22 protein-coding genes and 1 pseudogene are annotated in these 22115 nt (G+C 59.2%); 13 read left to right on the forward strand and 10 right to left on the reverse strand.

Annotated elements, in window-relative coordinates; genetic code table 11:
* The first annotated feature begins 50 nt into the window (after nt 1-50).
* The 4 genes from U5O12_RS14155 to U5O12_RS14170 all read left to right on the forward strand — a co-directional run bounded on the left by U5O12_RS14155 (nt 51) and on the right by U5O12_RS14170 (nt 3924).
* Nucleotides 51-767 carry a PEP-CTERM sorting domain-containing protein gene (locus U5O12_RS14155; protein ID WP_322579262.1) on the forward strand — a complete coding sequence of 239 codons (717 nt, stop codon included), beginning with the start codon at nt 51-53 and terminating at the stop codon, nt 765-767.
* A gap of 119 nt (nt 768-886) precedes the next feature.
* Nucleotides 887-1693 carry an HDOD domain-containing protein gene (locus U5O12_RS14160; protein ID WP_322579263.1) on the forward strand — a complete coding sequence of 269 codons (807 nt, stop codon included), beginning with the start codon at nt 887-889 and terminating at the stop codon, nt 1691-1693.
* Nucleotides 1694-1786: 93 nt separating this feature from the next.
* Complete coding sequence (locus U5O12_RS14165; protein ID WP_322579264.1) at nt 1787-2944, forward strand: phospholipase; 1158 nt, start codon at nt 1787-1789, stop codon at nt 2942-2944.
* Nucleotides 2941-3924 (forward strand): alpha/beta hydrolase, encoded by a 984-nt coding sequence (locus tag U5O12_RS14170; protein WP_322579265.1) that lies wholly within the window; start codon nt 2941-2943, stop codon nt 3922-3924. Before U5O12_RS14165 ends, U5O12_RS14170 begins: the two co-directional genes overlap by 4 nt.
* Here U5O12_RS14170 and U5O12_RS14175 read toward each other — a convergent pair.
* Complete coding sequence (locus tag U5O12_RS14175) at nt 3921-5417, reverse strand: putative bifunctional diguanylate cyclase/phosphodiesterase (protein ID WP_322579266.1); 1497 nt, start codon at nt 5415-5417, stop codon at nt 3921-3923. The two genes, U5O12_RS14170 and U5O12_RS14175, sit on opposite strands and share 4 nt — an antisense overlap.
* 173 nt (nt 5418-5590) lie before the next feature.
* Here U5O12_RS14175 and U5O12_RS14180 point away from each other — a divergent pair.
* Nucleotides 5591-6570, forward strand: a pseudogene (locus U5O12_RS14180) (IS30 family transposase).
* Here U5O12_RS14180 and U5O12_RS14185 read toward each other — a convergent pair.
* On the reverse strand, nt 6521-7810 hold the full coding sequence (locus tag U5O12_RS14185; RefSeq protein ID WP_322579267.1) for a PAS domain-containing protein: 1290 nt from the start codon (nt 7808-7810) through the stop codon (nt 6521-6523). The pseudogene U5O12_RS14180 and the gene U5O12_RS14185 sit on opposite strands and share 50 nt — an antisense overlap.
* A gap of 124 nt (nt 7811-7934) precedes the next feature.
* Nucleotides 7935-9071: an iron-containing alcohol dehydrogenase gene (locus U5O12_RS14190; RefSeq protein ID WP_322579268.1), complete on the reverse strand. Its 1137-nt coding sequence runs from the start codon at nt 9069-9071 to the stop codon at nt 7935-7937.
* Between the two features lie 53 nt (nt 9072-9124).
* On the opposite strand from U5O12_RS14190, the gene U5O12_RS14195 reads away from it, so the two are divergent.
* Both U5O12_RS14195 and U5O12_RS14200 read left to right on the forward strand, forming a co-directional pair.
* Entirely contained in the window at nt 9125-10117 is a 993-nt protein-coding gene (locus U5O12_RS14195; protein WP_322579269.1) for an alpha/beta hydrolase, read from the forward strand.
* A gap of 16 nt (nt 10118-10133) precedes the next feature.
* Entirely contained in the window at nt 10134-10997 is an 864-nt protein-coding gene (locus tag U5O12_RS14200; protein ID WP_322579286.1) for a YbgC/FadM family acyl-CoA thioesterase, read from the forward strand.
* On the opposite strand, the gene U5O12_RS14205 is transcribed toward U5O12_RS14200, so the two are convergent.
* On the reverse strand, nt 10998-11633 hold the full coding sequence (locus U5O12_RS14205) for a protein phosphatase CheZ (protein ID WP_322579270.1): 636 nt from the start codon (nt 11631-11633) through the stop codon (nt 10998-11000).
* Nucleotides 11634-11726: 93 nt separating this feature from the next.
* On the reverse strand, nt 11727-12662 hold the full coding sequence (locus U5O12_RS14210; protein ID WP_322579271.1) for a folate-binding protein: 936 nt from the start codon (nt 12660-12662) through the stop codon (nt 11727-11729).
* Between the two features lie 46 nt (nt 12663-12708).
* On the opposite strand from U5O12_RS14210, the gene mltG reads away from it, so the two are divergent.
* From mltG to U5O12_RS14240, 6 genes are read left to right on the forward strand one after another with little or no spacing between them, the layout of a single operon-like run.
* Complete coding sequence (gene mltG / locus U5O12_RS14215) at nt 12709-13692, forward strand: endolytic transglycosylase MltG (RefSeq protein WP_322579272.1); 984 nt, start codon at nt 12709-12711, stop codon at nt 13690-13692.
* Nucleotides 13693-13715: 23 nt separating this feature from the next.
* Nucleotides 13716-14351, forward strand: a complete 636-nt coding sequence (gene tmk, locus U5O12_RS14220) for a dTMP kinase (protein ID WP_322579273.1) — start codon at nt 13716-13718, stop codon at nt 14349-14351.
* Nucleotides 14348-15361 carry a DNA polymerase III subunit delta' gene (locus tag U5O12_RS14225; protein WP_322579274.1) on the forward strand — a complete coding sequence of 338 codons (1014 nt, stop codon included), beginning with the start codon at nt 14348-14350 and terminating at the stop codon, nt 15359-15361. The genes tmk and U5O12_RS14225 overlap by 4 nt, the downstream gene beginning before the upstream one ends.
* Before the next feature lie 9 nt (nt 15362-15370).
* Nucleotides 15371-15730, forward strand: coding sequence for a PilZ domain-containing protein (locus tag U5O12_RS14230; RefSeq protein ID WP_105260927.1), 360 nt, complete (start codon nt 15371-15373; stop codon nt 15728-15730).
* A gap of 58 nt (nt 15731-15788) precedes the next feature.
* The gene (locus tag U5O12_RS14235) at nt 15789-16583 is read left to right on the forward strand and encodes a TatD family hydrolase (protein WP_322579275.1); all 795 of its coding nucleotides are present in this window, start codon (nt 15789-15791) and stop codon (nt 16581-16583) included.
* Entirely contained in the window at nt 16580-17239 is a 660-nt protein-coding gene (locus U5O12_RS14240; protein ID WP_322579276.1) for an ankyrin repeat domain-containing protein, read from the forward strand. The genes U5O12_RS14235 and U5O12_RS14240 overlap by 4 nt, the downstream gene beginning before the upstream one ends.
* Nucleotides 17240-17697: 458 nt before the next feature.
* Here the strand turns inward: U5O12_RS14240 and U5O12_RS14245 are convergent, their stop codons facing one another.
* The 5 genes from U5O12_RS14245 to U5O12_RS14265 form a co-directional block, all read right to left on the reverse strand.
* Complete coding sequence (locus U5O12_RS14245; protein ID WP_322579277.1) at nt 17698-17928, reverse strand: hypothetical protein; 231 nt, start codon at nt 17926-17928, stop codon at nt 17698-17700.
* On the reverse strand, nt 17925-18440 hold the full coding sequence (locus U5O12_RS14250) for a VC1465 family Xer recombination activation factor (protein WP_322579278.1): 516 nt from the start codon (nt 18438-18440) through the stop codon (nt 17925-17927). The genes U5O12_RS14245 and U5O12_RS14250 overlap by 4 nt, the downstream gene beginning before the upstream one ends.
* Nucleotides 18441-18588: 148 nt before the next feature.
* Nucleotides 18589-19506 (reverse strand): adenylate/guanylate cyclase domain-containing protein, encoded by a 918-nt coding sequence (locus tag U5O12_RS14255; protein WP_322579279.1) that lies wholly within the window; start codon nt 19504-19506, stop codon nt 18589-18591.
* Between the two features lie 387 nt (nt 19507-19893).
* Nucleotides 19894-21102, reverse strand: coding sequence for an IS91 family transposase (locus U5O12_RS14260; RefSeq protein ID WP_322579280.1), 1209 nt, complete (start codon nt 21100-21102; stop codon nt 19894-19896).
* A 27-nt stretch (nt 21103-21129) separates the two neighbouring features.
* The gene (locus U5O12_RS14265) at nt 21130-21990 is read right to left on the reverse strand and encodes a site-specific integrase (RefSeq protein ID WP_322579281.1); all 861 of its coding nucleotides are present in this window, start codon (nt 21988-21990) and stop codon (nt 21130-21132) included.
* Between the last annotated feature and the right edge of the window lie 125 nt (nt 21991-22115).

Genomic DNA, 22115 nt, shown 5'->3' on the forward strand with positions numbered 1-22115 from the left:
AAGAGACAATGTGCGCTGTTCGTTTAATGCTTCGCTATCAGAGATCTGTTATGACATTGCGCAAAGCTTCCTCCCTTTTGTTGGCCTGCGGTTTATTGGCTCCCGTGCTGTCCGCACAGGCGGCACTGACTTCGTCGGTCACCAACACGGCCTACAGCCAGGTCGCTGGGGCCAACACCATCAATTTCGGCAACACCGATGCGCCTGGCAACAGCGAAAACTCCAAGGCGGTGGCGGGCTCCGCTGCGCCCGGTGATACCTTGCTGCAAGGCACCCTGGCCGGTGTGGGCTACCAATATATCGATGGTGCGTTGTTCAACAACACCAACGTGATCTCGGGTACCGCCGCCCGCCCCGTCGGGGCTACCGGCAACTACTTATCGGTGGGGACGAGTTCCCACCAAAAAGGCCCCTCCACCTTGACTTTCAGCACCGGACTGAGCTACTTCGGTTTTCTGTGGGGCTCGCCGGACACCTACAACACTGTGACATTCTGGAACGGCACAACCCAGCTGGCGTCGTTCAACGGCACCGCGGTGAAAGCCAATGCCAATGGTGACCAAACGTTCGCCCGCTACTTTGGCGTGACAGCCAACGGCGGCGATGTGATCACCAAGGTCGTGTTTAGTGCGTCCAACAATGCCTTTGAGACCGACAACCATGCCTTTATCAGTGCAGTGCCTGAACCCGAAACCTACGCCATGCTGCTGGCTGGCCTGGGACTGATGGGTGTGGTGGCACGCCGCAAGCGCCAACTGCGTCGCTGAATACCATCTGCCCTCCTTGCAAACCCCGCTGCTGCGGGGTTTCGCTTTTGTGACTCGGCGGGGCATGCGGGCATAGATAATGGGTGCATCCCCAAAAGTTGGTTGAGGAGACCGTGTCCATGAAACTCAGTGCATTGCTGGAGCAGCAGTTTGACTTGCCCAGCATTCCCAAAGTGGTCGCACTGCTGCTCAATGAGCTGGAGCGTCCGGAAATCGACCTGAAAAAGGTCACCCAATTGATCAGTACCGACCCGGCCTTGACCACGCGGTTGCTGCGGTTGGCCAACTCACCCTCTTTTCAACTCTCCGGCAAGATCAACAGTGTCTCTGAGGCACTGGCTTTGCTGAACCTCGACCAGGTGCGCACCATGGCCCAGGCGGCCGCCACTGGGGCTTCGCTCAAGGCAGTGCCAGGCATCCAGTTACAACAGTTCTGGGACTACAGCCTGAACGTGGCGCGCGTTTCGCGCTCTTTGGCAGGTGTGGTGCGGCTCAATCAACAGGCGGCGTTTACCTGCGGCCTCATCCACGCGGTGGGTGAGCTGGCCATGCACCTGGCCATGCCCGACATCACGGCGGCACTCGATGAGGAAGTCCATCCACTGGGCTTGAACCGCGCCACCCACGAGCGCAAATTGCTGGGCTACTGTTATGCCAGCGTGGGTGCAGGGTATGCACGCATGTGGCAGTTTCCCCAGCCCATGGTGGACGCGCTGGAACACCAGTACGCCCCCTTTGAAAACCATGTTTACGAGCCGTTGGCCGGCGTCATCCACCTGGCGGCCTGGCGTGCCCGCGGCAAAGAGGCCAAATTGAGCCAGCGCGGCTTGGCTGTCACCTTTCCCGGATCTGTGGGTTTGGCCTTGGGTTTGGACATTGACATGGTCTTGCAACAAGACCCGTTTGACTGGACGGCGTACACATGACCACCGCCGCGCGTTGCCGCTGCGCCTCCAAGCCCTCAACTCGCCCTGGATCGACCCGGCGGCGAGTTGGTTTTCCCGGATCGAATTTTTAGCATGCAGGCACTTCACATCTACGCGGGCCCCAAGGCCCGGGCGGCGTTGGCCGCCAACGGGTTGCAGCCCGCGCACATTCGCACCATTCCTGGTGCCGCAGGGGGGCCCAAGGGCCTGATTTTGGGCCCCTTGGACCGGTTCATTTTTGGTGATTGGCTCACCCGCTCGCAGCAGCCGGTGGACTTGGTGGGGGCATCGATTGGCGCATGGCGCATGGCCAGCGCCTGCCTGAATGACCCGGCAACCGCGTTTGCCAGGCTGGAGCACGACTATATCCACCAACACTACGAACTGGCGCCGGGCCAAAAGCGGGTGAGTGCAGAGCAGGTAAGTGAAACTTTTGGCCATAACCTGCAGGCCTTCTATGGGGGAAGGGTGCCCGAGGTGCTGCACCACCCGCGCTACCGCCTGCACATCGTCACCTCCCGCGGGCGCCATCTGCTGCGCACCGAACACGGTGTGCGCACCCCATTGGGCTACCTGGGTGCATTTTTGACCAACACCGTGCACCGCAAGGCAATGGGGGCATGGCTGGAGCGGGTGGTGTTTTCCAGCCCGCTTGCCGCCGCGGGGGGGCGCTGCACTCCCTTGCCTTTTGGCACCGGCGACTACCGCACGCGGCAGGTCGCCTTGAGCGAAGCCAATTTCAACCCCGCTTTGCAGGCGAGTTGTTCGATTCCCTTCGTGCTCAAAGCCATCCACAACATTCCCGGTGCGCCCCAGGGTGCTTACTGGGACGGCGGCATTACCGACTACCACCTGCACCTGAACTACCCTGGCGCCCAAAATGCTATAAAAACAGGAGCTGCTCGCGCAGTATCCACGGGTCCTGACGGTCAATTTGATGCTAAAGGACTGGTTTTGTACCCCCACTTCCAAAAAAGCGTGGTGCCGGGCTGGCTGGACAAGGGGCTGAAGTGGCGCCACGGTGCCACTACCTTTTTGGACACCATGGTGCTGCTGGCGCCCAACCCCGAGTGGGTAAAAACTTTACCGAACAGCAAACTTCCGGACCGCACAGACTTTACGCACTACGGCAATGATCTGGCTGCACGGGTGAAGGCATGGACTGCCGCCACCCGCGCGAGCCAGCAGATGGTGGACGAGTTCATCGCCTGGCTGGACAAGCCTGACATGAACTTGGTACGCCCTTTATGAATGCCCATGCTGCAAACCCCTTTGCCACCGCCCTGGTAGCCGCACTGATGTTCGTGGGCAGTGCGGCCTCTGCTGGGCCACTGCTGGACCGCATCAAGGAGCGACGTGCGGCCACACAAGAGGGCGCTTCGGCCGAGCAGCTGATGGAGACCCCCTATGGCGCGGAACCATCACCCTCCACCGTATCTGCCGGACGCAAAGTACTGCGTGACGTGCCATATGGCAACGACCCAAAACAACGCATGGACGTGTACCTGCCACCCCAAGTGCAGGGAAGCGGCCCCGCCCCCGTGATATTTATGGTGCATGGAGGTGGGTGGCGCACTGGTGACAAGCGCATGGGGCGCGTGGTGGACAACAAAACAGCGCGCTGGTTACCCAAAGGCTTGGTTTTTGTATCGGTCAACAACCGACTCTTGCCCGAGGCCGACCCGCTGGACCAGGTGCGCGATGTGGCCCAAGCTCTGGCCGTGGCGCAAGGGCTGGCTGCCAGTTGGGGCGCGGACCCACAACAGTTTGTCTTGATGGGCCACTCTGCTGGCGCCCATCTGGTGGCCTTGCTGTCAGCGTCTGCGACCTTGGGCAATGAAGCGGGTGCCAAACCTTGGCTGGGTACGGTGGCGCTGGACAGTGCCGCCCTCGATGTCGCCTCCATCATGCAGCGCAAACATTACCGGCTCTACAACCCAGCCTTTGGTACCGACCCGGCGTTTTGGCATGCCACCTCGCCGCTGCAGCAGCTGCATGCCGGGGCCAAGCCTTTGTTGGCCGTGTGTTCCAGCCGGCGGGAAGAGTCGTGCGGGCAAGCCCGGGACTTTGCAGCCCAAGCCACCCGGCTGGGCGTGAGAGCCCAAGTATTACCCCAGGATTTGAGCCACGGCGAGATCAATGAGCAACTGGGACTGCCTGGAAACTACACCCAAGCGGTGGAGGGCTTTTTGGGCAGTCTGTCTCCCGCCCTGGCCAGCCGCTTGCGCTAGGCGGCCACATCAAACCCCGCATAAGCTACCGCCCAGATGGCGATGTCCTGCGGAGGCATCGGCTTGGCGATGCCATAGCCCTGGCCAAGCTCACACCCCAAGGCCAGCAGTTTGTGCGCTTGGGCTGGCGTCTCCACGCCCTCGGCAATCACACTGCGTTCAAACGCATTGGCCAAGGCCACGATGGCGCTGACCAAGGTGCTATCTTCAGGGTCGTCCAAGATGCCGTCCACAAACATGCGGTCGATCTTGATGGTCTCTGCCGGCAGGCGTTTGAGGTAAGAAAGCGAAGAAAAACCGGTACCAAAGTCGTCCAGTGCGAAACACACGCCAAGCGCCTGGCAACCCTGCATGACCTCGCGCATGTGCTGGATGTCCTGCAACACGGCTGACTCCAGAATCTCCAGCTCCAGCAAGCGGACGGGGGCCGCCGGATATTCGGCCAACAATTCGCGCAAGCGCTCCACAAAGTCCTTGCGGTGGAAATGCCGCGCTGCGATGTTGACACTGACCACCCAAGGGTGGCCTTGCTGCGCCCAGGCCTGCAGTTGCGCCAACGCCTGGTGCAATACCCACTCGCCCGTGTCCACGATCAGGTCCGTCTGCTCCATCCATGGCAAGAATGCTCCGGGTGCCAGCAGCCCGTCTTGCGGATGCTGCCAGCGCAAGAGGGCTTCAACGCCCACCACCGCGCCGGTGCGCAAATGGACTTTAGGCTGGTAGTAGAGGCGAAACTCCGCTTGTTCCAGGGCCTGTGCCATGCGTGCCAGGCGGGTGTAATTGGTTTGCACCTCGTGGTCTTGTTGGGCATCAAACAGATGCAGGCAACCGCGCCCAGCTTGCTTGGCGTGGTACATGGCCTGGTCAGCGTGGCGCAGCAGGGTGTCCGGGCTGGCATTGTCTTGCGGAAACACCGCCACACCCGCACTGGCTGTGCAGTGGATGAACAGGTCATCAATGGCATATGGCTGGGCCAGGCTCTGGAGCACAGCCAGCACCTGGGCCTGGATATGCGCCAATTCGGTCTGCCCACGCAGCAAGACCACAAACTCGTCGCCGCCCAGGCGGGCCGCGTCTCCCGGATCGGACACACAACCCAGCAGGCGCTGTGCCACCTCTTTCAACAGGCGGTCGCCCGCCCAGTCACCGTGGTGGTCGTTGATGGCCTGGAAGTGGTCCAGATCCAGCAAACAGATCCCCAACATTTGTCCCGCCTCTCTCGCCTTGAATAGGGCATGGGTAAGGCGCTCTGCCAGGGCGTTGCGGTTGTTGAGGCCGGTGAGTGCATCGTGGCGGGCTTGCCAGGAAATTTTTTGCTGCAGCTCCCGGGTTTCGGTCACGTCACGGAAGACGAGCACACATCCCACCGCGGCGCCTTGGCCTTGGCGGATAGGGGCCGCGGTGAACTCAACCGCATACCGCTCGCCCGACCGGTGCAACAACAATTGGTTGATGGCGTGTACCGGAGCATCCACTTCGTGCAGTTGTGTCACCTGCAAATTTTGCGGTAGCGGTTGCGAGGCGGGGTCCAGTAAAAAAACCTTGGACAAGGGCTGCGAATGGGCCGCGGATTCAAGTCCGAAGTGCAACTTTGTAATTAACCGGTTGGGTGGGCGAGATGTGAGAGCATCCGAGCCCCTCGACCGCCAAGTCAAAGTTGCCCTGAATGACCTATACACATCTCACCCAAGACGAACGCTACCAGATTGCCATCCTCGCCAAAGCCCATCATGACCAAAGTAGCATTGCGCAACTGATGGGGCGCCACAAGTCAACCATTAGTCGGGAGCTGCGCCGCAACCGGGGTTTGCGCGGCTACCGCCCCAAGCAAGCCCATCAGCTCTCACAGGAGCGTATGTCTGCCTGCCAAAACGGCCGCAGGATTGCTGATGCGATATGGGTCGTGGTGGATAGCAAACTTGACCTTGCCTGGAGTCCCGAACAAATCAGCGGCTACCTTGAAGTCAATGGGCAACCGGGCGTCAGTCATGAGAGCATCTATCAGCGGATCTACGCCGACAAACGATGCGGTGGCACTTTGCACCAGACGCTACGCTGCCAAAAGGCCCGCAAGAAGCGTTACGGGGGCCGTGAGCGGCGTGGCACCATTCCCAATCAGGTCTCGATAGAGCTACGCCCCGACATCGTGGACCAGCGCGCCAGATTTGGGGACTGGGAGGCTGATCTGGTCATCGGTGCAGGGCAGAAGCAGGCGCTGGTGACGATGAACGAGCGCACCTCTCGCTATTCTTTGATCGCCCACGTGCCATTCAAGACGGCCAAGCCGTGGGCGACACCATGATTGCCTTGTTGCAGCCGTTCGCACATTGCGTGCACACACTCACGACGGACAATGGCAAGGAGTTTGCGCAGCATGAGCGTGTGGCCTCATCCCTGAACGCAGACTTCTTCTTTGCGCATCCCTATGCCTCCTGGGAGCGCGGGGCCAACGAAAACATGAACGGTCTTATCCGTCAGTTCTTCCCAAAGAAGATGGCCTTTGATTCCATCAAGCAAAAGGACATTGCCTTTGCCATGGATCGCCTCAATCATCGTCCCAGAAAGTGCCTGGGCTTCAAGACGCCCCATGAAGTTTTTATGAACCAGTTACAGTTCCATCAACAAGCCGTTGCACTTCGAGCTTGAATCCGCCGGCCTGTTCCATGGAGTAGCCCGTCAAAAACTGGGCAGCTTCGTTCAGGGTTTCTATGCGTCCGGAGGCGTCTGTGGTGATAACTGCGTCTGCAATCGAAGACAAGGTGATCACGGCACGTTCTTTTTCGGCCAGCAATGCTTCCTGCGCAAGTTTGCGCTCAGTGATATCTACCAAGGCACCAATGCTGCCGCCTTGGCTGCCATCGGTCAGTGTGAAGGGCGCCTTGAAGTAGGCCATTTCACGTACTTCGTGGTCTCCCACTTTCACCAAAATTTCGTTCTCCTGCCGCGGCAGGGCGCGTCGCTGCCTGCGGCTGCGCTCATGCGGCATGGCGACAAAATCGCTACGCAAGGGCGCGCCCACCACAGCACTGGCAGGTTGGTGAAAAAAGTCTTCCCAGGCTTTGTTGACACCCAGACAGGTGCCATCGTGCCCCCGCACAAACACCGGCAGGGGCAGGGCGTTGATGAACTGGTGGGTGAAGTGGCGTTGTTCGCTGTGTTCAGACCGAGTGGCTTGCAGGGAGCCCACCAAGGTCTGTATTTGTGCGGCCATCGCGTTGAACGCCTGTGCCACGGCGCGCATTTCGAGCGTGCCTTTTTCCTCCATGCGGGAATCCAGTGCACCAGAGCGGAAATTTTCGGTCGCTTGGTTGAGCCGGGCCAGCATGCGTGCATTGGCGCGCAGCAAGAGAGTCAGCAGGACCAGAATGGTCACTACGTTGACAATCGATATACGCATCTGGGTACCGATGGTGCGCCAGGCTTGCTCTAGTGAGGCTTTGCCATCCAGTACCAGAGACAACGTGGCTTGTGATCCATCTGGCAGCACCACGGAGTAATCCTGGCGCACCGGCGCGATGCTTGCGAAAGTCTCAAACCACAGAGGAACTTGGGGGCGATGCAAGGCAGATTGGCTGACCTGCAAGGTTTGGCCGTTGAAGGCCCACACCAGGTCTTGAAGCTCGGGGTGAAAGTCCAGCGCCGCTGTGAGCGCCGCTTGGACTTCGGATGCAGTGCCATACACGCTGGTGCTGGCCAAGGCCGGCGGCAAATAGTGCCCAATCATGGCGATTTGGGCCTGCCGCAGTTCGTGGGCCTCCTGCAACTCAGCCTGAAACAAGAGGTGATAGCGCACCAAAGTCACCACCACAATAATGCCAAAAATCGGCATAAAAAGCCGTGGGTAGGTGCCCTGGCTGATCCAGGCCCGTAGTGAAAATGTTTGCATTCTTTTTGTGACTCACCCTTTGGTGCCTTCGGGCACACACAAGAAATCGGTTTCAACCCTGAGGGGCGTTTATATACCGATTACTTCAGGCCGAACACAAAACGGATGCACTGCGGGGCGCCCCTCACAGGGAGGCCTCGAGCATGGCGCGGTATTCGTCCGCGGTAGCAATGCGCGGGTTGGTTTTGTGGCAATGGTCGGCCATTGCGCCGGTGATGATCTGGTCAAACTGCGTGGCCGATACACCCATCTCTGCCAAGCCTGTGGGCAAGCCCAGTCGGGCATTCATGTCCATGATCGCTTCGCCAATATCGCTGGCCGAGCCCAGACCCATAGCGTGCGCCATACGCTGCAATCGCCGGTCCTTCTGCACCGATTCGGCCTGCGCGTTGAAGGCCACGACCGCCGGCAAAAACATGGCGTTCAGGGTGCCGTGGTGCAAGCGCGGATCCACGCCGCCCAGGCTATGGCTCAGGCTGTGCACGCACCCCAGTCCTTTCTGGAAGGCCATGGCTCCCTGCATGCTGGCGCTCATGAGTTGGGTGCGAGCTTCCACGTCGTTGCCGTTTTGGGTGGCGCGGGCTATGTGGGCCCAGGCACGCTCCAGTCCGTCCAGCGCAATACCATCGGCTGGCGGGTTAAATGAAGACGCCATGAAGGTTTCCATGCAGTGCGCAATAGCGTCCATGCCGGTGGCTGCGGTCAGTTTGGGGGGTAAGCCCAAGGTCAGTTCTGGGTCGCAAATCGCGGTCTTGGGCACCAGGTGCCAGCTGTGAAAACCCAGCTTGCGATGGTCGTCCACGATGAGGATGGCGCCGCGTGCCACTTCGCTGCCCGTGCCGCTGGTGGTGGGTACGGCAATGATGGGGGCCACCCGTTCGGTAATCCGCACCGAACCACCTTCGATGGTGGCGTAGTGGGCTAGCGGTCCTTCGTGCGTGGCCGCAATGGCCACGCCTTTGGCACAGTCGATGGCGGAGCCGCCGCCCACGGCAATGAGCCCATCACAGCCTTTGGCCAGGTACATCGCGGCGGCAGCGCGGACGGCAACTTCGGTGGGGTTCGAGGGCGTCTGGTCAAAGACTTCGACGGTCAGGCTGGGCAGAGCATCAAGTGCCTTTTGCAGAATGCCTGCTGCTTTCACGCCCGGATCGGTCACGATGAGCGGTCGCGTGATGCCCACACGGGCGCACTCTTGCTTAAGCAGTCGCACGGCACCACATTCAAACTGGATCTGGGTCACGTAGTAGATGAGGGCCATGGTGTTTGCCGTGTAGGATCAAAAGAAACAATGTAGCAAGAACCTCAGTCTCCATGAGTCACCACCATGACCCCCACGCCAATCCGCGTGCCCTGCTGACCCCCGCCATGCGCAGTGTGGTGGACCGTATTGCACGCGCCGGACATGTGCCCATGCACGCCCTGAGCGCACCGCAGGCCCGTGTGGCCTATGCTGCGGGCGCCAATGTGCTGGAGTTGCCGACCCAAAAGTTGCCGCGGGTAGAGGACTTCACTGTTTCCGCGCGTGACGGTCACCCCATCCCCGTACGCCACTACGCCCCCTTGGCCGGCCCATTGCCGGTGCTCATTTATTTCCATGGTGGCGGGTTTACCGTGGGCAGTATCGCCACCCACGACGGCTTGTGCCGGCGGCTGGCCCACCTGGCCGGTTGTGCAGTGTTGTCGGTGGACTACCGGCTGGCACCAGACAGCAAATTTCCCACGGCCCACAACGATGCTTGGGATGTGGTGCAGTGGGCGGCTGGCGCGGGCACAGACGGCAAATGGGACACCACCCGGATCGCTTTGGGCGGGGACAGCGCCGGCGGCACCCTGGCCGCAGCTTGCGCCATCGAAGCACGTGATGCAGGTTTGGACCTTTCTTTGCAGCTCTTGTTTTACCCCGGTTGTGCCGGGCACCAAAACACACCCTCTCATCACACCTTTGCCAAAGGGTTTGTGATTGAAGAGCCACACATCACCTACTTCTTTGAGCAGTACATTCGCACCCCGGCGGACCGCGACGACTGGCGTTTTGCCCCCCTGGATGGCAAAGGAAGCGATGGTTTTGAGGTGGACCTGGCAGGTGTAGCCCCTGCCTGGGTCGGTTTGGCCGAGTGCGATCCGCTGGTGGACGAAGGCATTGCTTACGCAGATCGCCTGCGTATGGCCAGTGTGCCCGTAGACCTGGAAATTTACCGTAGCATGGTCCACGAATTCATCAAGATGGGCCGTGCCATTCCTGAGGCAGCCACGGCACATGCTGATGCGGCCCGTGCGCTGCGCGCCGCATTTTCAACACATTGATCCCCACACCATGGCACTGCAACGCTCCGACTTTCGTTTTTTCCACACCTTGCGGGTCCGTTGGTCTGAGGTGGATATGCAGCACATTGTGTTCAACGCCCACTACCTGATGTACCTGGACACCGCCATGGGGGACTACTGGAGGGCGTTGGCCATGCCCTACCAGGAGAGCATGGCAATGCTGGGAGGAGACATGTACGTCAAGAAAGCCACGTTGGAGTACCACGCTTCGGCCCGCTACGACGATGTGTTGCACATTGGTCTGCGCTGCACCCGCGTGGGCAATTCCTCCATGGTGTTTGAGGGGGGCATTTTCCGGGGTGAGGTGCTCTTGGTATCGGGGGAGCTGCTCTATGTGTTTGCCGACCCGGCCGCCCAGACAGCCCGCCCGGTGCCGGAGGCCTTGCGCCTAGCTTTTGCGGCACAGTCTGGCGGGCAGAGTTTGACTTGCACGGCCGTTGGTGACTGGCAGACTTGGGGTGCGCGCATAGCGCCGTTGCGTCGAGCCGTATTCGTCGAAGAGCAAGCTATTTCCGAGGCCTTGGTATGGGATGAGGCCGATGCCAGCGCTGTGCATGCGGTGGTGCACAACACCCTGGGCCAAGTGGTGGCAAGCGGCCGCATGCTGGTGCATGCGCCGGGTGTAGCCCGCATCGGCCGTATGGCAACCCATCGGGTGCTACGCGGCGGTGGCCTTGGCTTGCAGGTGTTGCGGGCTCTGGTGCAGGCTGCGCTGCTGCGCGGGGACACCGAAGTCATGCTGCACGCGCAATGCAGCGCTGAGGGCTTCTATGCCGGTGAAGGTTTTGTCCCTCGCGGTCCCGTGTTTGTGGAGGCAGGCATCACCCACCGAGAAATGGTGTTGCCCCTGAAGCCGTAATCAGAAGCCCAAGGATGCCAACAAGTCGTCTACATCATCCTGTTTGAGCGCACTGTCGGCGGTTTGGGGGCCTTCGAGCACATGGTTGTCCACTGTCACAGGCTCACCGCCGCCATCCCGGCCACCAGCGGTTGGCGCCTGCGGCGAGCTGTCGACCAGCAGCTGGACCAGCTGCATCTCGGTGCGGGTGATGATGTCGATCACTTTTTTGATCACCTGCCCGGAAAGGTCCTGGAAGTCTTGGGCCATCATGATGTCGCTGAGAACCGCCCCTTGGCCCTCTGCGAACTTGGCGGTGCTGTGGGCAAACTTGCCGCACACCACCATCAGCCCGCGTGCTTTGTCAACACTCATGTCCGGTGAAGCCGCAAGACGCGACAAAGACTCGCCCAAATCCACGCCACGGCTGGCCAAATCATCACATTCCGGTTTGGCTGTTTCTACCAAGGTCAGTACCTTGTTGGCCGCGTCTTCGGTCATCTTGCCTACATAGGCCAGGCGGTCACGGGCATTCGGGATTTCTTCGACGATCGAATGCAGCTGATTTCCGCCCAACACCGTCAACGCTTCGTGCATTTCCCGGGTGATGGCGCCCAGCCGGGCGAATGCTTCTTCTTTGCTAAGCGGCGTTGACATAAACAAACGATCCCTTCCCGACGCGTTGATTGGCGTGTTTATTATGAATCCAGCCAACAGTCCCGTGGCGGCAACTCGCAGAAAATCAGTGCTTTATATGTCTTCAAGCAAAGGATAGGGCAGGGGCAGCAGCTGCAAAGTGAAGCCAGCGGCGAGCAAAGGGCCGCTTTCCAGCGCTGCCAGTTGCAATGAAACGATGGCATCTGCGCCGCCGCCGGGCGCCGTAGCAGCCTGCACCACTGTTCCAACGGGCTGTGCGGGGTCCGCAGCGGTGACAATTTCTTGGCCCGGTTGCAACACGTTGGGGCTGTGCACTACGAACGCCCGGCGCTTGAGTGTGCCCCGAAATTGGCTGCGTGCGACCACCTCTTGGCCGGGGTAGCACCCTTTCTTGAAGTTAACGCCACCCACCGACTCGTAATTCAGCATTTGGGGCACAAACGCCTCGAACACGGGCTGCGTCAGCGTTGCGACGCCGCTGCGCACCTCGCTCCACAGCCAATGGTCCAAAGTCACCGCATCGCCAGTCGGTGGCGACAACTCGGACGGGGCTACCCGCAACTGGCGCGGAACCCCCTCTGCCGGATAAAGGTTGATGACGGTTTCAGTATCAAAATCAGCTTTTGACCATACGGATTCTGCGCCAACAGCTATCGTTTTAATAGCAATCCCAGTCAGCCCATAGAGGGAGAAGCGTTCACTTGCGTCACTCAACCGGGCTTTGGCGCGCATTACAAACATGGACAGGCGTTTGAGGGTGGGCGCCAGCAGGTCCCGGCTGCAGACCAGTAGGATCTCTCCTGACGGGCGCTTGAACCCAATAAAACTGGCTTGCATACGCCCTTTGGCTGAACAAAAGGCGGCCAAGCGAGCGTGGTGTAAGTCCAGCAAAGCGAAGTCTTGCGTGAGCTGGCTGTGAATGAATTTTGCGGCGTCTTCCCCTTCGATCTGGATCACACCCAGATGGTCCAAGCGGGTCACGCCATTCAGGGGGGCAAGGGATGGTTCGGGAGTAGGCTGGGTGCTCATGGCTGAATTATGATTCCGCTCTTGATGACTGACTGGAAGTAGGGCTGTGCGCTTGTTTCTTGCTGCGGTGGTGCTCACCGTTTTGGGGTTGCTGGGGGTGGGCTATAGCTGGGTTCAGTCGCCTTTGGACTTGGACACGCCAGTCGTAGATGTATCCATTGCTCCCGGCTCCAGCGCCCGCCAAGTGGCAAATTCGCTGGCCGAAGCTGGGGTGCATGCGAACCCAAGTCTTTTGTACTGGTGGTTCCGCCTCTCGGGTCAGTCGCGTGCGATCAAGGCGGGGAGTTACGAACTGGAAGCAGGTACCACACCCCAGAGTCTGCTGCACAAGTTCGTGAATGGGGACCAAGCGCTGCGCAATGTAACCTTGGTAGAGGGCTGGACCTTTGTACAAGTGCGTGAAGCTTTGCGCAAAGCCCAACACCTGAAACCTGACAGCGCCCCACTGAGTGCCCAAGAGCTGATGGGCCAACTGGGACTCCCTAATCTTCACCCGGAAGGTCGATTTTTCCCGGATACCTACAGCTACGCCAAAGGTTCTAGCGATATTGCGGTTTTGCAACGGGCCATGCGCGCCATGGACCAACAACTTGAGGCGGCGTGGTCGCTTCGAAATCCCCAGGTGCCACTGAAGACCCCTGAAGATGCCTTGGTGTTGGCCAGCATCATTGAAAAAGAAACGGGCAGAGCCAGCGACCAAGGCTTGATTTCAGCGGTTTTTAACAACCGACTTTTGATAGGTATGCGATTGCAAACCGATCCCACCGTGATTTACGGTCTGGGGGAGTCGTTTGACGGCAATCTGCGCCGCGCCGATTTGGTGGCTGATACCCCTTACAACACCTACACCCGGGAGGGCTTGCCTCCCAGCCCTATTTCCATGCCGGGTAAAACCGCGCTGTTGGCGGCCGTGCAGCCGGCGGCTAGCAAGGCGCTGTATTTTGTAGCCCGTGGGGACGGCAGCAGCGAGTTCAGCGAATCGCTGGACGCGCACAATAGAGCAGTTAACAAATACCAGCGCGGCCAATAGCCGGGCGCGAGCACAGGGATGGCATGAGCGGACTTTTCATCAGTTTTGAGGGCATAGACGGGGCGGGTAAATCCACCCATATTCAGGCACTGGCCGATGCTTTGCGCGCCCAGGGCCGGGCGCTGACCTTGACCCGGGAGCCCGGTGGCACGCCATTGGCCGAGCAACTGCGCAACATGGTGCTCAATGACAGCATGGACCCGATGACCGAGGCCTTGCTGGTGTTCGCCGCACGCCGGGACCATGTGCAGCGCGTCATCGTGCCCGCATTGGAGCGCGGCGATGTGGTCCTGTGCGACCGTTTTACCGACGCAACGTTCGCTTACCAGGGCGGCGGGCGTGGATTTGACTGGCTCGTGCTACAACAGCTGGAGCAGTGGGTACAAAGCCATGGGCACGGCGGTTTGCTACAGCCCCATACGACCGTCTGGTTTGATTTGCCACCCGCGGTGGCTGCCGAGAGGCTGGCTGGTGCCCGCGTGCCTGACAAGTTCGAGTCACAACCGGTTGCATTTTTTGAAAGCGTCGCCCAGGGCTACGCGCGCCGGCAAGCAAACGACCCCGCACGCTTTGTCCGTATTGAGGCACACCAGACCCCCGCGGCCGTCTGGCAAGACGTCAGAGCTGCATTGCAGTCGCGGGGAGTGTTGCTTCCATGAATGGGCCAAGCGCACAAGGTTTGGCTCCTTGGATACAGGCGCAGTTGCAAGCTTTGCTCAAGCAACGTGGGCATGCATGGTTGCTACAGGGGCCATCTGGGTTGGGCCAATATCCGTTGGCACTGGAATTGGCTCGCACCTGGTTATGCGAGAACCCTGGTTCGCAGGGATCTTGTGGAAGCTGCAGCAGCTGCCACGCCGTGGACGTTCGCACACACGCAGACCTGTGCATGCTGATGCCCGAGACCACCATGATGGAATTGGGCTGGCCATTGAGCGAAAAGGCGCAGGGTGAAATCGACGACAAGAAGCGCAAAGCCAGCAAAGAAATCCGCGTGGATGCCATGCGCGACGCTGTCGAATTTGCCCAGCGTACGAGTGCGCGTGGGCGCGGCAAAGTCGTCGTTGTCTTTCCAGCGGAAAACATGAACGCGATCACTGCCAATGCCCTGCTAAAAACACTGGAAGAACCCGCTGGCGATATGCGATTTGTATTGGCCAGTGAATCGGCCCACCAGCTATTGCCAACCATCCGTAGTCGCTGCATCGGCCACACCATGGTATGGCCGAGTGAAGAGCAGGGCGCACAATGGTTGCAGTCCCATGGCATGGATGCCAACCATGCGCGGCTCCTGCTGCAAGCGACAGGAGGCAGACCTGCCGATGCTGTCATGTTTGCCGAGTCCGGACGCAACCCGTTGGCCTGGGCAGCGTTCCCACGTGCTATGGCCCATGGTGATGTTTCATCAGTCAAGGACTGGACAGCTGCCCAGGTTATCGATGCCCAGCACAAGCTTTGCCATGATCTGATGGCAAAACAATGCGGCGCGGCCCCACGCTTCTTCGAACCCAAGGATTTGGGGAGTCTGCGCATATCAATTCAGGTACTCGGCGCATGGAGCAAATCACTTTCAGTCGCTATGAAAACCATGGAGCATCCATTTAATGCGGGCCTGATGGCCGAGGCGCTTGTGGGACAAGCCCAATCCGCCCTAAACTCAGGACATTGAGCAGCAAACATGAGCACCAACCCAGCAACCGCCCGTCCGAGCGTTATTCAGCTCTCTATCAAAGAGAAAGCTGCACTTTACGCGGCCTATATTCCAATGTTCACGGAAGGTGGTGTTTTCATCCCGACCACCCGTGAATACGCGTTGGGTGATGATGTGTACGTGTTGTTGTCCTTGCCGGAAGATGTGCAACGTTATCCTGTTGCGGGCAAGGTGGCGTGGGTCACGCCGCCCAAAGCGTCGGGCGGAAGAACCCAAGGTGTCGGCATTCTTTTCCCAAAAGATGAGAAGTCGCGACAGCTCAAGTTAAAAATTGAAGAAATCTTGGGTGCGCATATGGCATCCGAGCGGCCCACCCAAACCGTGTGACGCTGGTTTCTTGCACCGGCAGCCTTGGAGCCGTTGCCTTTTTGATAGTTGGACCCCCATGTTTACCGATTCCCACTGCCACCTGACTTTCCCGGAGTTGGTGGCTGATTGGCCTGCGATTCAAGTGGCCATGACACAGGCCCAGGTTGGCCGAGCCTTGTGCATCTGCACCACGCTGGAAGAGTTTCCGGCCGTTCACGCACTGGCTACCGCCACCCCTCACATTTGGGCAAGTGCAGGTGTTCACCCGGACAACGAAGGGGTTACCGAGCCTAACGTTGAAGAACTGGTGCGCCTTGGTTCCTTGCCCAAGGTGCTTGCCATAGGTGAAACTGGTCTGGATTATTACCGCTTGGGTGAACGTACTGTTGCTGATATGGAATGGCAACGGGAACGTTTTAGGCGGCATATTCAGGCGGCACGCCTCTTGCAAAAGCCCTTGGTCATCCACACCCGCAATGCCTCGGAAGACACCCTCTCACTGTTGAGAGAACAAGGTGAGACCGGCGGGGTAGGGTGCGCGGGCGGTGTTTTCCATTGTTTTACAGAAGATGCAGCTGTGGCAAAAGCCGCATTGGATCTCGGGTTTTATATCTCTTTTTCTGGCATCCTGACTTTCAAAAGCGCCCAAGCCATTCGCGATGTGGCAGCGTTGGTTCCTATGGAGCGCCTGTTGATTGAAACGGACAGCCCCTATCTCGCTCCAGTCCCTTACCGTGGGAGAACCAATAATCCGGCTTATGTGCCCTACGTCGCGCAAACATTGGCGACCCTTAAAGCCTGCGATGTGGAAACGATAGCGCACACCACAAGTGCGAATTTTGACACCCTGTTTAAACCAAATATTCAATGAGAAATTGGTTTAGAAAATCTTTATATCTATTTGTTTTTGTTGGGCTTAGTGCTGCAAGGGCGGGTTCTTATGAAGACTTTTTTACTGCACTTGAGGCAGACAATGCGATCGTGATTGCACAGCTGCTGGAGCGCGGTTTTGATCCCAACACCCCCAATCCCAAAGGCGTTCCGGCGCTTCTAGTGGCATTGAAAGTTCCTGCCCCTCAAGCCGCTGATACGTTAATCCGCCATCCAGACCTCAAAATTGAAGTTCGCAATGCTCAAGACGAGAGCCCTTTGATGCTGGCTGCTTTGCGCGGTTATCTTGAAATATGTGCGCAGCTCATAGAACGCGATGCAGACGTGAACAAACCGGGCTGGACACCACTGCATTACGCCGCAACCGAAAGTCATATTCCGGTGATGCAGCTATTGCTGGAGCAACATGCTTATATCGATGCAGCTTCGCCAAACGGGACAACCCCGTTGATGATGGCCGCAATGTATGGCAACGCTTCTGCAGTCAAGATGTTGCTGGAAGCTGGCGCAGACCCGACGATTAAGAATGACTTGGGATTAACAGCCATAGACTTTTCCGAACGCGTAAAAAAATCTGATTCCACAGCGATCATTGCTGCCTTTATACGAGGCCGGCGCTTGAAAGGAACATGGTAAAGAATCCGCGAAACACTTCATGCGATGTATACAAGTGTATGCGTCTGGAACCATCGAAGAACCTTCATTTTTTGCTATAAAAAAAGGGAGTGTGCGCCGCTGTAAACAGCCGTTTTACAGGGCGCGAGGAGGCGGATTTGCAGACATAGACCCCGCCCGCGAAGCTAGGCAGCTGCAGGCCGCGCCCCTTACGCGGTGCAGCACTTGGGCGTGCAGGCACAGGCTCCACGGGGCAGGGCGTGCGGGTACCCCTTATGTTTGGTAAGCCTGCTTTCCTGCAGGCCATGGGGGTGCCCCCCATACCCCAAGCCCGGCGCGCGCCGCTGCCCTTGGCGGTAACCGGGTCAGTGCGTAGAATCGTGGCCATTGGCGTTGCCTTCATCAGCGCTGGTCACGGTCCCTGAAGCGTTTGCCGCGCTTGCAGGGACCACTTTTTTGTAGGCCGGGTACTGGGGCCGTCAGTCCTGCGCTACCTCGCTCGCAAGGCCGCCCACGCGCTGCACCGCAGCCTGCGCCTCGCGCCCGGTAGGCCAGCAGCCGCCCACTTGGTGGGCCTCGGCCAGCACCTGATCGGTGAATGCCTCAATCAAGGCCTCGGCGAAGAACTCCCGCAGCTGCTGCTGGACGGTCTGGAGGCCATCGCGTTTGCGGGCTTTGTAAGCCCGGTAGTGCTCGCTATTGGTTCTCATGCCTTGCCCCCTTTTACTGTGGTTGTAAACAGTGATTTGGGCAGGTTGTACCGGACTCTGGCGGGGCAATTACTGACCGGGGCGGTGTGCTTTTTGGCACTAAGGTGAAGTGTTACTAGCACTTCACTCTCGGCACCAGCATCGCCGGTGGCCGCCGCGCTCCGCTTGCCGTCGGCCCCCGTCGTCGCCGGAGCCAGCTCCCGCAGCCGCTGCTTGAGCTGCTGGTTTTCCCGTGCCAGCTCATGAAACAGCGCTGCGCGGCGGCACAGCGCCGACCACCAGGACGAATCGGCGGGTTTGAAGCCGTGGCCCTCGGGGGACCAGAGCTGGCCGGCTGCAATGTGCCAGCCGGACCATGCACCGGGCAGCTCGGTGTGGCCCAGCAGGCGCAGGAGCTTGTAGGCGCTGTACGGTATCTCGTGCACACCAGTTTCCCAGTTATGCAAAGTGCGCTCGGAGACGTGAAGAAGCTTCGCGGCTGCAGTGCGGTCTAAGCCCATCTGGCGGTACATCGTTTTGAAGCGATGGAAAGCACTAGAGCATGGCGCGGTGTCTTCCAGTGGAGCCCCGACACGTCTTTGTCTATCTTTCCTCTGCGGTAAGTGTACTTTATACGATGTATATTATGTAAACTTAGTCTGTCGCAAAAGTCAATATTGCCTATCGAATCGTAAATGCAACAGTTGGAACGCTGAGGTCAGAAAACGATGCGCCCAAAGCCAATTCACCCTTGCCATGCAACACACACTCCTCTCTACGCAATAAAACGTCGGCTCCACCTGCTTCAGAAAATCTAACCCAACTGCCGTAGCTGCTTACATCCACGAACATCACACATCCATTGCGCCATTCCAGGCGAGCGTGAGTCCGCGAAACTCGAGGATCGTTGACAACAAACTCAACATTCTTGACGCGCCCAATATGAATGGGCAACTCAAACGATTTAAAACTCTTGACGATATCCATCCACTGGAGCACGACCTCACGGCCCAAGGCATCTTCAGAACCCAAGAGATCATCTGGATTCAACTGGGCCTGCATCGTCAAGAAATCAGAGGGCTCTTCCTCACGCCATTCGATCTGAAACACATTACATGGTTCGGCGCGCCCGCGAATGTGAATCGGACCGAGCATTCGGAAATTACTACCGCGTACTTCGAGAACCGAATCCAGGGCGTTCGCGCTAGCCCAGATTTGGTGGGGACCACAAAGATCGCACAAACGTGACGCAACATTGACAGCATCCCCATAACAGTCATCTGCCACCATTTCAACCTCGCCAGAAGCCAAGCCAATTCGAATTGGTAAACGTAGATCGGACTGCTGGCGCATCGTCCTCTTGTGATGCAGCCTTTGAATTTCGACGACGGCAGATACAGCGCGACTAGGGTCTGAAAAAACGAGCATGACGCCGTCCCCCAACGTTTTTACCAAACGACCGCCATGTCGCTCAGATTCATTGGCTATCCACGCCGTGATTTGGGTGACAGATTCCGTGGCGCGAGCATTCCCCAACGATTCAAACACCCCGGTACTGCCGTGCAAATCGGTGAAAACTACGGTAGCTTGAACGCCCATTCCCAATTGTTCCTGCTCTTATTTACGTTGCGAGTTTAGGGCATACCACGATGAATTAGAACGAACGATCAGCGTTTATCTGCCGCGAGGCCAAGCCTGTAGAAACCAAGATCACCTCCTGCGGCAGATAAACCATGTTGGACTGAACCGCCTGCTGAGGCAGTCGCGATAGGGGTTTGTAAGCTTCACCCGCCTTGTTGCATCAGATTATGGCCGGACTTTATGTGATGTCGAGCAGGCAACATCGGGTGCAACGGGCGTTGTTCACAAGGCAACTCGGCCCTTGCAGGCGTATCTCGTCACGCCGGTTTGGCCTGCCCCACACAGCGCGCAGCACCTCACCCAGCCCATGCAGCCGCCATTGCAAACCCAGGCGTACAACCCGACTCACGGCGGCCCTCGACTGTGTTGTGCCACTGCATCTGCGGGCACAGGCAAGCTGGCTTGCCCCACCAGTACGGCAATGACTTGCAGTCGCCCCAGCTTGCAGCACGGGCACAGCCCCACATCCATCTGGGCCACGCGTGCCATGAACCCTTGGGCCGACTCCATGGCCTGTGGGCTCTGTGTCGGCATATGCAAGGCCAGCCGGGCGGCACTGAGTTTGACCGCTTTGCAGCCTGGGGCCAGGACCCCGTAGTGACGGATGCGTTTGATGCCGCTTGGCAGCACGTGCAGCAGGAAGCGGCGTACAAACTCCACGCCGCGTAATCGCTCCAGTCGCTTGCCGCCTTGGTCGTTGCTGCGCACGGTGAAGGCGACTTCTTCGGCACTGATGGCGCGGATGCGCTCGTTGCTGATGGCGGTGCGGTGCGTGTAGCGGCTCAGGTACTCCAGCACCTGTGCAGGCCCACCCATCGGCGTCTTGGCATAGACCACCCAGTCGTGCCGGTAGAGCTGACGTTGCCTGTCTCGCCAGGCTTGGGCTTGGCCTTGCGGGTCATGGGGTAGGTCGCCCCTGTCATGGGTGTGTGTCAACGCGGCTAAGAACTTGCCCCGAAACACCTTGGAGAGTGCCTGTACAGGGAACAGGAAGTCGGGCTTGCGCGTGGGGGTGCGCCACTGGCAGCCATTGCCCTCATCCTTTGCCAGCACCCCACAGGCCATGACGGCGTGCACATGGATATGCAGGCGCAGGTCCTGCGTCCAGGTGTGCAACACCAGACTGAAGGCTGGCGTGCCATCACGGGTCCCCATCCACCTCGCATTGCCCGCAAACTCCGCCAGCGTCTGTGCCGTGCAGGCAAACAAGGTGTCAATGACCCAGCGCGGGTGCGCTGTGTACAAGCCATTCAAGCTGTGCGGCAAGGTGAATACCAGATGGGCGTATGGCACAGGCAATAGCTCGGCCAGTCTGCCTTGCAGCCAGGCGTCTTTGGCGCGGGCACCACATTGCGGGCAGTGGCGGTTGCGGCAGGAGTGGTATTGCCAGTGGCGGTGCTCGCAGGCATCACAGGCCAGCTGTTGCCCGCCCAGCGCGGCGGTGCGGCAGGCAACGATGCCCCGCCAGGCTTTGGCCTGGGGGGTGTTCAGGGCGTGGGTTGCCAGGTACTGCGCACCAAAGTGGCGCAGTACTTGGGCCACGGTGGCAGCCATGGCTGTACTGACGTGGTGGGAGTCAGGCTATAGATGGCGCAGGCCTGCCAGCAGGTCCAGCGGGTCTGTGTCTTTGGGGGGCTTGAACTGCGGGCTGATGAGGTGCAAGTAGCGCCCGGTGGTGGCGATGTGGGTGTGGCCCAGAAGCTTTTGGATGGTGTAGAGGTCTACGCCGCCTTCGAGCAGGTGGGTCGCAAAGCAGTGGCGCAGGGTGTGGATGCCGCCGGTCTTGGTGATACCGGCTTGTGCGCTGGCTGCCCGGTAGGCACGCTGGGCCATCTCTGCAAACATGGGGCGCTTGCCTGTGGATTCCGCAAACAACCAGGTCTTGGGGTGGTAGGTACGCGCGTATTGGCGCAAGACCTCCAGCGGCGTAGGGCTCAGGATGCTGTAGCGGCCCTTGCCTCCTTTGCCACTAGCGACTCGCACACACATGCGGTCTGGTGCGCTGTCGATGTCACTGACCTTCAAAGCGCAGGCTTCGGACACTCGCAGGCCCGTGGCATAGATGGTTTGCAGCAGTGCGCGTCTGCCGGGGTGGGTGCAGCCAGCGAACAGGCGGGAGATTTCTTCGCGCCCCAACAGCTCGGGTTGGCGAGCGGGGACTTTGGCAAAGGGGATGTGGAACTGTTCGCGCCCATGGCCCAAGACCGTTTGGAACAGGAATTGCGCAGCGCACGCTGCCTGGTTCATGCTGCTGTAGGAGAGCTTGCGCTCTTTGACCATGTGCAGCAGGTAGGCCTGCACTTCTTCAGGGGTGTAGCTTGCGGGGTCGCGCCGGTAGTGTTTGGCCATGCGGCGGATGGCTTGCACATAGGTCTCTTGGGTGCGCTGTGCAAAGCCACGCTGCACCATCGCGTCCATCATGCGTTGACGTAGTTCGGTCATGAGGTTTCTCCTTCAAGTCCGGGGAACATTCCCCAGCCCAAAGGCTTGGCCTCTAACCCACATTGCGCAAGCCATTCGTCCACAAAAAAGCGGTGGCGGCCCGTGAGGACCAACCACCGCGTCAG

Origin of the sequence: Rhodoferax sp., from assembly GCF_034519335.1 — a bacterium.
GTDB lineage: Bacteria > Pseudomonadota > Gammaproteobacteria > Burkholderiales > Burkholderiaceae_C > Allorhodoferax.

Coding starts and splice junctions, on each gene's coding strand:
- U5O12_RS14155 (WP_322579262.1), top strand. CDS start 51: ATGACATTGCGCAAAGCTTCCTCCCTTTTGTTGGCCTGCGGTTTATTG.
- U5O12_RS14160 (WP_322579263.1), top strand. CDS start 887: ATGAAACTCAGTGCATTGCTGGAGCAGCAGTTTGACTTGCCCAGCATT.
- U5O12_RS14165 (WP_322579264.1), top strand. CDS start 1,787: ATGCAGGCACTTCACATCTACGCGGGCCCCAAGGCCCGGGCGGCGTTG.
- U5O12_RS14170 (WP_322579265.1), top strand. CDS start 2,941: ATGAATGCCCATGCTGCAAACCCCTTTGCCACCGCCCTGGTAGCCGCA.
- U5O12_RS14185 (WP_322579267.1), bottom strand. CDS start 7,810: ATGCAAACATTTTCACTACGGGCCTGGATCAGCCAGGGCACCTACCCA.
- U5O12_RS14190 (WP_322579268.1), bottom strand. CDS start 9,071: ATGGCCCTCATCTACTACGTGACCCAGATCCAGTTTGAATGTGGTGCC.
- U5O12_RS14195 (WP_322579269.1), top strand. CDS start 9,125: ATGAGTCACCACCATGACCCCCACGCCAATCCGCGTGCCCTGCTGACC.
- U5O12_RS14205 (WP_322579270.1), bottom strand. CDS start 11,633: ATGTCAACGCCGCTTAGCAAAGAAGAAGCATTCGCCCGGCTGGGCGCC.
- U5O12_RS14210 (WP_322579271.1), bottom strand. CDS start 12,662: ATGAGCACCCAGCCTACTCCCGAACCATCCCTTGCCCCCCTGAATGGC.
- tmk (WP_322579273.1), top strand. CDS start 13,716: ATGAGCGGACTTTTCATCAGTTTTGAGGGCATAGACGGGGCGGGTAAA.
- U5O12_RS14225 (WP_322579274.1), top strand. CDS start 14,348: ATGAATGGGCCAAGCGCACAAGGTTTGGCTCCTTGGATACAGGCGCAG.
- U5O12_RS14230 (WP_105260927.1), top strand. CDS start 15,371: ATGAGCACCAACCCAGCAACCGCCCGTCCGAGCGTTATTCAGCTCTCT.
- U5O12_RS14235 (WP_322579275.1), top strand. CDS start 15,789: ATGTTTACCGATTCCCACTGCCACCTGACTTTCCCGGAGTTGGTGGCT.
- U5O12_RS14240 (WP_322579276.1), top strand. CDS start 16,580: ATGAGAAATTGGTTTAGAAAATCTTTATATCTATTTGTTTTTGTTGGG.
- U5O12_RS14245 (WP_322579277.1), bottom strand. CDS start 17,928: ATGAGAACCAATAGCGAGCACTACCGGGCTTACAAAGCCCGCAAACGC.
- U5O12_RS14250 (WP_322579278.1), bottom strand. CDS start 18,440: ATGTACCGCCAGATGGGCTTAGACCGCACTGCAGCCGCGAAGCTTCTT.
- U5O12_RS14255 (WP_322579279.1), bottom strand. CDS start 19,506: ATGGGCGTTCAAGCTACCGTAGTTTTCACCGATTTGCACGGCAGTACC.
- U5O12_RS14260 (WP_322579280.1), bottom strand. CDS start 21,102: ATGGCTGCCACCGTGGCCCAAGTACTGCGCCACTTTGGTGCGCAGTAC.
- U5O12_RS14265 (WP_322579281.1), bottom strand. CDS start 21,990: ATGACCGAACTACGTCAACGCATGATGGACGCGATGGTGCAGCGTGGC.